This window comes from Flavobacterium poyangense (genome assembly GCF_011751075.1).
In the GTDB taxonomy this organism is placed as follows: domain Bacteria; phylum Bacteroidota; class Bacteroidia; order Flavobacteriales; family Flavobacteriaceae; genus Flavobacterium; species Flavobacterium poyangense.
The window spans coordinates 93,647-106,357 of the sequence record NZ_JAALLN010000005.1; the positions used below are offsets into that span (position 1 = coordinate 93,647).

Sequence of the window (12,711 nt, forward strand, 5' to 3'; positions counted from 1 at the left end):
ACCGGCAGATTTTATTTATTTACAATTACTTTAAATGTTTTTCTAACATTGGCAGTTTCAAGAAGGACAATATACATGTTGCTCTCTGTTGCAAGAGGTAATTGTATTTCTGTTTTTACTGTTGACGACTTAACTGTTTTTACCAATTGACCTGATACAGTGTATAAACTGATTTGCATATTTTGCAATTCCTCTTCCGGATAATCAGCTTCAACAGTTACCACTTTTCCGATTTGAATTGGATTTGGGTATACTTTTGCTGTAAGTGAATTTTGTATAACAATTTTCGTAGTACATGTTTGCAGTACTTTTCCATCTTTAGTGGTCATTTTTACCATATAGTCAGCAGTAGGATCTAACGTATTGTTTATCTCGTCTCCCGCTGAATAGTATTGACCAGTTCCTATTAATTGACCGTTTTTAAACCATTGGTAAGCAACAAATTCATAACCACCATTTGTTTGTGGATTGTTGTTTACAAGTAGAACGTTATTAAATTTCTGACGGGCAATATCAAAGAAGTTGAACGGTTTTGATACCTCAATAGTATAATTTTTAGAGGCAGTTCCATCTTCTGAAGTTACCGTAAGAACCTGGGTGTAAATTCCCGGTTTAGGCACTGGAATTGTAAAAGTAGCCGCTGGACTAATAGTTGCATTTGAAGTACTTACAGCTGTTATGGTAAGACTGTTACCGTCGTCACATGTCATTTGATAAGTAATCTTTTGTGCAGGATTATTATAAACAGTGGTACCAATAGTCAAGGTTGTTAAATCGGCATTGTTGTTCATTATAACCAAAGTCTGCGAAATACTTGCTGCTGGCAGATAATTGGTGTCACCATCCTGATTAGCAGTAATGACGATTTGACCAGATCTAAGCATGTTTACTAAACCTGCTGCAGAAACAGTTGCTGCTGGCAGAGGAGTAGTATAAGTATAAGAATAACGTATCGCCAAACCTGAGTCTGAGGTAGCGTCTAATGTAAAATCATTGTTCACTCCAAGAGTTTTAACCGGTATAGCACCAAAAGTAATTTGTTGTGGAGCTTTATTAATAGTAAGATCTGCTGTTAGCGTAATTGGCGAACAATTAGTTAATCCTGCTGCCGGAGATACAACGGCAGTAACCGTGTAGACTCCCGCATCGATAGCACCATTAGGGCTTCCTGTTATTGGTGTTATAGAGTACGCAACAGTTGCTCCTGCCGGAAGACCTGCTACTTCAATAGTTTGCAGATTTCCGTCAAAAGTTGAAGTAACATCACTAAAAGTTACCGCATCTATTGGTGAAGCAAGTACATGAAGTGTTTGGTTTTGTGATGAACTATTTCCGTGACCATCATCATAATTCCATGTAATTGTATATGTACCAACTGTTGGATAATTTAATGGATCTGATGTTGTACCATTTATTGTTCCTGCACAGTTATCTGTTGCTGTTGGAATTGCAATTTCAGCTGATGTAATCGCACAATAATTAGTGATATCCGGTAAGTTTGTCACATTAGGTACTGGGGCAGTAGTATCAGGATTAGTTGATACAGTGGCCGTTTTCGTTAAAGTACATCCATTGGCATCTGTAATGACTACTGTGTAAGTTCCTGCTGTTAATCCGGTAGCTGTTGCAGCTGTTCCACCAGATGGAGACCAGGCATAAGTGTATGGACTAGTTCCTCCAGTTGTAGCAACTGTAGCTGATCCGTCAGCTGATCCAACACAAGTTACATCAGTTTTGGTTACTGTAGCATCAAGTGCAGTTGGTTGCGTGATGGTAAAGCTTTGTGTTGCTGTACATCCGTTAGCATCTGTTACTGTCACTGTATAGGTTCCGGCAGTTAAGCCTGAAGCTGTAGCAGCAGTTCCACCGGTTGGTGCCCATGCGTAGGTGTAAGTACCAGTTCCACCGGTTACATTTACAGTGGCTGATCCGTTAGTTCCTGCATTACAAGATACATTGGTTTGAGCCCCTGCTGAAGCAACAAGTAATGTTGGTTCAATTATAGTAAAGCTTTGTGTTGCCGTACATCCGTTAGCATCTGTTACGGTTACGGTATAAGTTCCTGCGATTAGACCTGTTGCAGTAGCAGCAGTTCCGCCGGTTGGTGCCCAGGAATAAGTATAAGTTCCAGTTCCTCCAACTACATTAACTGTCGCAGAACCATTAGATCCTGCATTACAAGATACATTGGTTTGACCTCCATCTGAAGCTACAAGTGCCGTTGGTTCAGTGATGGTGAAACTTTGTGTTGCAGTACATCCGTTTGCGTCTGTTACTGTCACTGTATAGGTTCCGGCTGTTAGACCTGTTGCAGTAGCAGCAGTTCCTCCTGAAGGTGCCCAAGAATAAGTGTAGGCTGCAGTTCCTCCGGTTACATTAACTGTAGCTGATCCGTTAGTTCCTGCATTACAAGATACATTGGTTTGACCTCCATCTGAAGCTACAAGTACTGTTGGTTCAGTAATTGTAAAACTTTGAGTTGCTGTACAACCATTAGCATCTGTTACCGTCACGGTATAAGTTCCGGCTGTAAGACCTGAAGCCGTATCGGCAGTTCCACCAGTTGGTGCCCATGAGTAAGTATAGGCAGGTGTTCCGCCTGTTACGCTTACTGTTGCTGAACCATTAGTTCCTGCATTACAAGACACATTGGTTTGTGATCCTGCTGAGGCTACCAGTATTGTTGGTTCCGTAATGGTAAAGCTTTGTGTTGCTGTACATCCGTTTGCATCTGTTACCGTTACAGTGTAAGTTCCGGCAGTTAAGCCTGAAGCCGTGTCGGTTGTTCCACCGGTTGGTGCCCAAGAGTAGGTATAGCTGCCTGTTCCGCCTGTCGCACTTACCGTAGCTGAACCATTAGATCCTCCGTTGCAAAGAATATTAGTTTGTGCTGCTGCACTTGCAATAAGAGCACTTGGTTCAGTAATTGTAAAACTTTGAGTTGCTGTACAACCGTTTGCATCTGTTACCGTCACGGTATAAGTTCCTGCGGTTAGACCGGAAGCTGTATCAGCAGTTCCACCAGAAGGTGACCATGAGTAAGTATATCCAGGTGTACCGCCTGTTACATTTACAGTAGCTGATCCGTTAGCTCCTGCATTACAAGAAACATTGGTTTGAGCGCCCGCTGAAGCAACAAGTGTTGTTGGTTCTGTGATTGTAAAAGTTTGAGTTGCAGTACATCCGTTTGCATCGGTTACTGTCACTGTATAAGTTCCTGCAGTTAGACCAGAAGCTGTATCAGCAGTTCCACCTGAAGGAGACCATGAGTAAGTATAGGCAGGTGTTCCACCCGTTACACTTACAGTAGCTGAACCATTAGATCCTGCATTACAAAATACATTGGTTTGTGCTCCTGCTGAAGCAACAAGTATTGCCGGTTCCGTGATGGTAAAGCTTTGTGTTGCAGTGCATCCATTAGCATCTGTTACTGTTACTGTATAAATTCCGGCAGCAAGACCTGAAGCTGTATCAGCAGTTCCTCCGGTTGGTGCCCATGAATAAGTATAGGCAGGTGTTCCGCCTGTTACACTCACAGTAGCTGAACCATTAGTTCCTGCATTACAAGATACATTGGTTTGCGATCCTGCTGAAGCAACAAGGATTGACGGTTCTGTGATAGTGAAGTTTTGTGTTACTGCACATCCGTTAGCATCTGTTACCGTTACGGTGTAAGTTCCTGCAGTCAGACCAGAAGCGGTATCAGCAGTTCCACCGGAAGGAGACCAAGAGTAGGTATAGCTACCTGTCCCTCCTGTGGCACTTACAGTTGCTGAGCCATTAGACCCTCCGTTGCAAAGAATATTAGTTTGCGCCGCTGCGCTTGCAATAAGTGCAGTTGGTTCTGTTAGTGTAAAACTTTGTGTTGCTGTACATCCATTAGCATCTGTTACTGTCACCGTATAAGTTCCTGCTGTAAGACCTGAAGCTGTAGCTGCAGTTCCTCCTGAAGGCGACCATGAGTAGGTGTAGGCTGGTGTTCCGCCTGTAACATTTACTGTAGCTGATCCATTAGCTCCTCCATTACAAGCCACATTGGTTTGAGCCCACGCTGAAGCAACTAGTGTTGTCGGTTCGGTAATGGTGAAACTTTGAGTTGCAGAACATCCGTTTGCATCTGTTACCGTTACAGTATAAGTTCCTGCTGTTAAACCTGTAGCTGTATCAGCAGCTCCGCCAGTTGGTGACCATGAGTAAGTATATCCTGGTGTTCCGCCAGTTACACTCACTGTTGCAGAACCGTTGGCTCCTGCATTACAAGACACATTGGTTTGTGATCCTGCAGAGGTAACAAGTGTTGCCGGTTCTGTGATGGTAAAGCTTTGTGTTGTCATACAGGTGTTAGCATCTGTTACTGTCACCGTATAAGTTCCTGCTGTTAGGCCTGTTGCCGTAGCGGCAGTACCGCCAGATGGTGCCCAAGAATAGGTATATCCTGGTGTTCCACCTGTAACACTTACAGTAGCTGATCCATTTGCTCCTGAATTACAAGATACATTGGTTTGCGATCCTGCTGAAGCAACAAGAGCTGTCGGTTCTGTAATTGTAAAACTTTGTGTTGCAGTACATCCATTAGCATCTGTTACTGTTACCGTATAAGTTCCTGCGCTCAGTCCTGTTGCATTGGCAGTAGTTCCGCCAGATGGTGCCCAAGAATAGGTATATCCTGGTGTTCCGCCTGTTACACTTACCGTTGCAGTTCCGTTAGCTCCTCCATTACAAGAGGTATTAGTTTGAGAACCTGCAGAAGCAACAAGAGCTGTTGGTTCTGTAATCGTGAAACTTTGTGTTGCACTACATCCGTTTGCGTCTGTTACTGTTACCGTATAAGTTCCGGCTGTAAGACCAGAAGCAGTATCAGCAGTTCCACCTGAAGGAGACCATGAGTAGGTGTATCCTGGTGTTCCGCCTGTAACACTTACCGTTGCTGAACCTGTAGCTCCCGTATTACAAGCTACATTGGTTTGAGCTGCTGCTGAAGCAACAAGTGTTGCCGGTTCTGTGATTGTAAAACTTTGAGTTGTTACACATCCGTTGGCATCTGTTACCGTTACGGTATATGTTCCTGCAGTAAGGCCAGTAGCTGTATCAGTAGCTCCGCCCGTTGGTGCCCAAGAATAGGTGTAACCCGGTGTTCCGCCTGTAACACTTACAGTTGCAGATCCGTTAGCTCCTGAATTACAAGATACATTGGTTTGAGCTCCTGCAGAGGCAACAAGATTTGCCGGTTCTGTGATGGTGAAGCTTTGAGTTGTAGAACATCCATTAGCATCTGTTACTGTTGCAGTATAAGTTCCTGCGCTCAGGCCTATTGCTGTAGCAGCAGTTCCACCGGATGGTGCCCATGAGTAGGTATATCCTGGTGTTCCGCCAGTAACGCTTACAGTAGCCGATCCATTAGCTCCTAAATTACAAGAAACATTGGTTTGTGCTCCTGCAGAAGCAACAAGAGCTGTTGGTTCTGTAATTGTAAAACTTTGTGTTGCTGTACATGAATTAGCATCTGTTATCGTTACGGTATAAGTTCCAGCCGTTAGACCTGTTGCAGTAGCAGCAGTTCCGCCAGAAGGAGACCATGAGTAAGTATAGGTACCGGTTCCTCCTGTAGCACTTACTGTAGCTGAACCTGTAGCGGCTGCGTTACAAGCTATGTTGGTTTGCGATACAGGGGATGCTATAAGCGCACTTGGTTCTGTAATTGTAAAACTTTGTGTTGCACTACATCCGTTTGCGTCTGTTACTGTTACAGTATAAGTTCCAGCTGTAAGGCCTGAAGCCGTATCAGCAGTTCCACCAGAAGGCGACCATGAGTAGGTGTAACCCGGTGTTCCGCCTGTAACGCTTACAGTTGCAGAACCTGTAGCTCCTGCATTACATGCTACATTAGTTTGGGATCCCGCTGAAGCAACAAGTGTTGTCGGTTCAGTGATCGTAAAACTTTGAGTTGTTGTACAAGCGTTAGCATCTGTTACAGTTACAGTATAAATTCCTGCACCTAGGCCTGTTGCAGTAGCAGCAGCTCCGCCAGTTGGAGCCCAAGAATAGGTATATCCTGGTGTTCCGCCAGTAACACTTACCGTTGCAGAACCGTTGGCTCCTGCATTACAAGACACATTGGTTTGTGATCCTGCAGAAGCAATAAGGGCTGCCGGTTCTGTGATGGTGAAGCTTTGTGTTGTAGAGCATCCGTTAGCATCTGTTACGGTTACGGTATAGGTTCCTGCGCTTAGAGCTGTTGCTGTAGGAGCAGTTCCACCAGAAGGGGACCATGAGTAGGTGTACCCCGGTGTTCCGCCTGTAACGCTTACAGTAGCAGCTCCATTAGCTCCTGAATTGCAAGATACATTGGTTTGAGAACCCGCTGAGGCCACAAGGGCTGTTGGTTCTGTTAGCGTAAAACTTTGAGTTGTACTACATGAATTAGCATCTGTTACCGTTACGGTATAAGTTCCTGCGGTTAGACCTGACGCTGTAGCAGCAGTTCCACCGGAAGGAGACCAAGAGTAAGTATAAGTACCGGTTCCTCCTGTTGCACTTACAGTAGCTGAACCTGTAGCTCCTGCATTACAAGCTATGTTGGTTTGTGCAACAGGTGATGCGATAAGAGCACTTGGCTCTGTAATCGTAAAGCTCTGTGTTGTACTACATGAATTAGCATCTGTTACCGTTACGGTATAAGTTCCAGCTGTAAGACCTGTTGCAGTAGCAGCAGCTCCTCCTGTCGGAGACCATGAATAAGTGTACCCCGGTGTTCCGCCAATAACACTTACAGTTGCTGAACCATTAGCTCCTGCATTACAAGACACATTGGTTTGTGCTCCTGCTGAAGCAACAAGTGCTGTCGGTTCTGTGATGGTAAAGCTTTGAGTTGTTGTACAAGCGTTAGCATCTGTTACTGTTACGGTATAAGTTCCAGCTGTAAGACCTGTTGCCGTAGCAGCAGTTCCACCAGAAGGTGCCCATGAGTAGGTGTATCCAGGTGTTCCGCCTGTAACACTTACAGTTGCTGATCCGTTAGTTCCTGAATTACAAGAAACATCCGTTTGAGAACCCGCTGAGGCCACAAGGGCTGTTGGTTCTGTTAGCGTAAAACTTTGAGTTGTACTACATGAATTAGCATCTGTTACCGTTACGGTATAAGTTCCTGCGGTTAGACCTGACGCTGTAGCAGCAGTTCCACCAGAAGGAGACCAAGAGTAGGTGTACCCTGGTGTTCCGCCAGTAACGCTTACCGTTGCTGAACCTGTAGCTCCGGCATTACAAGCTATATTAGTTTGTGCTCCTGCTGAGGCAACAAGTGCACTTGGTTCTGTAATTGTAAAACTTTGTGTTGCGGTACATGCGTTCGCATCTGTTATTGTTACAGTATAAGTTCCGGCAGTTAGACCTGTTGCAGTAGCAGCAGTTCCCCCTGAAGGAGACCAAGAGTAAGTATAAGTACCGGTTCCTCCGGACGCACTAACTGTGGCTGAGCCTGTTGCGGCTGCATTACAAGCTATATTAGTTTGGGCAACAGGTGTTGCGATAAGAGCACTTGGCTCTGTTAGTGTAAAACTTTGTGTTGTGGTACACGAATTAGCATCCGTTACCGTCACAGTATAAGTTCCTGCGCTAAGGCCTGTTGCAGTAGCTGCTGCTCCTCCTGTTGGTGACCAAGAGTAAGTATATCCAGGTGTTCCACCGGTAACACTTACAGTAGCCGATCCATTCGCTCCTGCATTACAAGACACATTGGTTTGTGACCCTACAGAGGCTACAAGAGCAGCTGCTGGTTGTCCAATAGTAAATGTTCTTGTGGTTTGGCATGCATTATCATCTGTCACAGTTACTGTATAAGTTCCTACAGTTAAACCTGAAGCTGTAGCTGCAGTTCCGCCGGATGGAGCCCAGGAATAGGTATAAGGAGATGTTCCTCCAGTGGCTAATACAGTGGCTGTACCATTTGCGCCTCCAAAGCACGAAACATCTGTACTTGATCCTGAAGTTGCATCAAGGGCAGCTGCCGGTTGTCCAATAGTAAATGTTTTAGTAGCCTGACAAGTATTTGCATCTGTCACGGTTACGGTATAGGTACCTGCCGAAAGACCGGTTGCAGTAGCATTGGTCCCACCGGATGGCGCCCACGAATAGGTATATCCTGGTGTTCCGCCAGTTGGTGCAACAGTAGCGGTACCATTAGCACCTCCGAAACAAGATACATTGGTACTCGATCCTGCAGTAGCATTAACTGCAGTTGGTTGTGTAATTGTAAATGTTTTAGTGGCTTGGCATGCATTAGCATCTGTTACCGTTACGGTATAGGTACCTGCCGAAAGACCGGTTGCAGTAGCATTGGTCCCACCGGATGGTGCCCATGAGTAGGTATATCCAGGTGTTCCGCCTGTTGGCGAAACAGTGGCAGTACCATTACCACCTCCAAAACAAGACACATTAGTATTGGATCCTGCTGTGGCATTAAGCGCCGATGCCGGCTGACCAATAGTAAACGTTTTTGTTGCAGTACAAGAATTTGCATCTGTTACCGTTACGGTATAAGTTCCCGCACTTAGACCTGTAGCTGTTGCCAAAGTCCCTCCTGAAGGTGCCCATGAGTATGTGTATCCGGGTGTTCCTCCTGTTGGTGCAACAGTCGCTGTACCATTACCACCTCCAAAACAAGAAACATCAGTACTGGATCCTGCAGTAGCATTAAGGGCTGCTGCTGGTTGACCAATAGTAAATGTTTTAGTAGTTTGGCAAGCATTTGCGTCTGTTATGGTAACTGTATAAGTACCTGCGGATAAACCTGTTGCGGTAGCTGCTGTTCCACCAGATGGTGCCCACGAATAGGTATAACCGGGAGTTCCTCCTGATGGAGTTGCAGTTGCTGTACCATTACCACCTCCAAAACAGGAAACATTAGTAAAACTTCCTGTACCCGGATTAAGCACCGGAGGTTGTGTAATTGGAAAAGTTCTGGTTATTTGTGTACTTTCATTATCTGTAATGGTAACGGTGTAAGTGCCTGCAGCAAGTCCTGTTGCTGAAGCTGCCGTTCCGCCTGATGGTGCCCACGAATAAGTATAAGGTGGCGCACCTGCGGTTGCCACCACAGAAGCAGAACCATTTGTTAGCCCATTGCAAGAGACATTAGTTTGTGTGGTAGAAGAAGTGTTTAAAGCCGCTGCTGTTGTAAAAGTTAAATCAGCACCGTAACCGGTTCCTCCGGAATTTTTAGCATACGCTCTATAATGAATGAGTGTTGAGGGTGGAAACGAAGATACGGTACCACTATAAGTTCCGACACCGGTTCCGATTTGAAATTTGTTGTTCGCAATAGTTGGATTCGCTGTGGTCGCCCAAACTATTCCTCTTTCTATAGTAGCATCACCACCATCGGCAGTAACATTACCACCCATAGTTGCTTTTACAGCACCTGTATTGGTTGCTGTGGTAGTGGTTACTGTCGGAGCGACAGCGCCATTTCTAAATATAAAATCATCAATAGCAAAATAATCGTAATTAGTGCTCAATTGAATTTCAAGCTGATCGATAACAAAATTAGTATTGTCTGCCCCTCCTTCGGTAGTAAAGTTAATTGGTATAAAACCATTATTAGGGAGAACGGTACCGATATTGGCACCCGTAGTGTTTTTTACTACCGTAAATTGTGTAACCCCGGCAAGTTTACCTCTAAAGGTTATTGATCCTGCTGCGCCATTACTGGTTGCGCCTGCTTCAAAGCCTGCAGTACCAGTTACAAATATCCATAAGCTGTTAACTTTAAAACTGCCTGTACCATCAGAAATAGTACCGGTCTGTCCAAGAGCTTCGGGACCGGCAGAGTCTTCAACCTGAATAAATTTGTTTGAGCCGTTATAACCCGAAGCAGCAAAATTGGCAACAGTAAAGCTGACATAGCTGCTGGTTAGGTTAAACGTTTTTGCTCCATTTGTAAAACTGGCCGAGCCATTGGTTTGGCCTTCAAAGTTTTCCGTAGTTTGCGCACCAATATGCTGGATCGCAAAAAACAATAGAGTTAATAATAAGTAAAGTTTTTTCATAATATATGATATTAAATTGATGTGTTCGTATTACTGTATATTATTTTAACTTATATTTCTAACTTGAAAAGTAGGAGATACTAAAGTTGTATAATATGTATAAACAGGAACTTACGTTTATTGTGGAGTCTATCATTGCATCAAATACGGTTGATGGACACATAGAATGCGCCCAAAAGCTTTCAGATTTTTATAAAAAAACGACAAGGGTTGCGTTTTCAGCAGACAATGAAATTCTCGTAAAAGGTGGCATAGCTTTATCAAGCTCCGGAGCTGCAGACTGTGTGGATGACTATTTGCGTACCGTTTTTTTTATAAAGGGAATTCACAAAGCCTTAACCAAACTGTGCACTGATTTTCCCGAAAGAAGCATTAATATTCTCTATGCAGGTTGTGGTCCTTACGCAACATTAATTCTGCCTTTACTTCCATTATTTGATAAAGAGAGGATTAATGCTGTTTTATTAGATATTAATGCAGAATCAATAGTAGCAGTACAACAGTTGTTGTCTGTTATCGGTCTTGAAGACTATAGCCTTCAATTAATCGAAGCTGATGCCATCACCTATACTAAACCCGAAGGTTTTACTATAGATCTGGCTATATCCGAAACCATGCATTATGCTCTTACCAGAGAACCTCAGGTGGCAATTATGAGAAACCTTATGAAACAGTTAACTCCTGACGCCATCTTAATTCCGGAAGAAATACGGATAGATCTTGCTTATACCTTCTTTAATTACGAGCCTTATCTTAACAATACTTCGAATGAAGTAAAGGGCTACAAAAAAATGCAGCCCTATCCTAAAAATGTATTTGTCGATAGATTATTTACAATAAACAAAGAACATTTAGGCAGGGAAAATCACAATTCAATATTTGAAAGTCGTTTTTACACCCTGCCTGTTGATTTTAGCAACCAACCCGATGTATGCATTTTTACTGAAATTAAGGTGTTCGAAGACATTGAGTTAAAAACTGCGGAATCTTACATAACAAACCCTTATTGTGTTGTATCGATGTATAATCTTATGGCTTACTCAGAAATTCAATTAGTATATGACTATAGCGAGATACCGCAATGGTCTTATAATCTAAAAGAATAACTATAAAACTTAGTTTCTGGAAGGGAAAATACCTTCAGTGCAGATAATATAAGTCATAGTCAAATAAGGCTGCATGATTGAAATTGGAATGTTGCTACCGGTGATACCCGTAGTGATACTTGTTGCTAAATTTACATTCGGTGTTGATGTTGCAAAACCTAATGTCGGTGTAAATACTCTTGAAATGATAGATCCGGGAATAGCGATAGAAGCTCCTGCTGTTGGTATTGAAGCAGTAGAGTTTGTGTTAGCTACAGCTATAGTACCAGCACCTGTGTGAACGTGAGCCGGTAAGTTGCTTGTTAAAATACTTGTACTTGGAGTACCGGCAGCTTCTCCTAAAACGTAGGTTCCGCCATTTCCTGTTCCTACACCTATAGGCACTGCTCCCTGTAAATTAGGTAATGCAAAAGTGGTCTGACCATTTCCGCCGTAGGTAGTACCTAAAATTGAAAATAATGCTGCATTCTGTGCAATTGACAGTATTTGTCCATTGCATAAAGCCCATCCTCTTGGGGCAAAATTCCCCGCAAAAAGTTTTACAATTCCAATGTATTCTTCCATAATAAAATAGATTAAGTTAATTTATAATAGTTTTGATATAACAAAGCTACTTTATTGCCTACTCCCGAGAGCAGGTAGAAATACCTGTTTTTGGACGAAGATTTTTGCATTTGGTGGCTTTTTGCTAAGGTTAAGAGCTTGTAAATGAGTTTAATCTGACTTTATCGTTTTTTTGGCAAAAAATTTGTTAGGCTTTTTTGGACTTACGAAGTATAGTTAATTGCCTTTTTTGAATAAAAAACCGAGAGGGTGAAAGAAAGAGTGGATTCAAAGTAGCAAACAATTTAAGTAGCTGACTGTCGCAAAATTATTTAATGAAAATAGTAAATTTAGATAGGGAATTTTTTTTGTCTCTGCTTTAAGGTTGATTTTGAATGTTAAAATTGCTAAAAGCCAAAAACTATATTGTGGCTGTTCAAAAAAGTATTATTCTCATTGGCGCTTACATTCAGTTGTTTAGAGAAGAGTTTGTCGCGTTATCGAAACGAGTTCTTGTTTCTCATGAATTTTTTACAAAAACCTTAACAGCACGATGTTTAATATAATTGTATGTTTGTATCCGAAATGCAAAAAAACAGCTACATATTATTTCTTCTTATCCTTGGAGTCTTTTTAGGTCCGATGCAATCTTTTGCACATGGTAAAAAAAAGGCAGAAATGGCATGCTGTAAAAAAGAATCTTCTGAAAAATCTTGTTGTAAAGAAAAGAAGTCCAAAGAAACCAAACACGATTGCGATAGCAGTTGTTCAGGAGCGTCTTGTGGATGTCCTGTAATACATTGTAGTTTTAGTCCAATGTATGTTTTTCAGGAAGCAAATGATTCTCTTTTTGATTTCTCAGAGCGCAAACAAAATTATTTTTATTCAGAAGTTTTTATTTCTTCTGATTTTCGTTCTATCTGGCTTCCTCCTAAAATAAGCTAGATTTCTTCTTTGACAGCCATAAGTGCGTCAAATTTAAGCCTGTTCAGGCTATAAAATCCATTTTTAGTCCGTAT

4 protein-coding genes are annotated in these 12,711 nt (G+C 42.8%); 2 read left to right on the forward strand and 2 right to left on the reverse strand.

What is annotated here, in order from left to right:
* Positions 1-11: 11 nt before the first annotated feature.
* Positions 12-10,043 carry a T9SS type A sorting domain-containing protein gene (locus G3A47_RS11210; protein ID WP_166922287.1) on the reverse strand — a complete coding sequence of 3,344 codons (10,032 nt, stop codon included), beginning with the start codon at positions 10,041-10,043 and terminating at the stop codon, positions 12-14.
* A 95-nt stretch (positions 10,044-10,138) separates the two neighbouring features.
* Here G3A47_RS11210 and G3A47_RS11215 point away from each other — a divergent pair, with 95 nt between their 5' ends.
* Entirely contained in the window at positions 10,139-11,149 is a 1,011-nt protein-coding gene (locus tag G3A47_RS11215; protein WP_166922289.1) for an SAM-dependent methyltransferase, read from the forward strand.
* Positions 11,150-11,158: 9 nt separating this feature from the next.
* On the opposite strand, the gene G3A47_RS11220 is transcribed toward G3A47_RS11215, so the two are convergent.
* Entirely contained in the window at positions 11,159-11,713 is a 555-nt protein-coding gene (locus G3A47_RS11220; protein ID WP_208328361.1) for a phage tail protein, read from the reverse strand.
* A gap of 549 nt (positions 11,714-12,262) precedes the next feature.
* Here G3A47_RS11220 and G3A47_RS11225 point away from each other — a divergent pair.
* Positions 12,263-12,637 (forward strand): hypothetical protein, encoded by a 375-nt coding sequence (locus G3A47_RS11225; protein WP_166922291.1) that lies wholly within the window; start codon positions 12,263-12,265, stop codon positions 12,635-12,637.
* Positions 12,638-12,711: the final 74 nt, after the last annotated feature.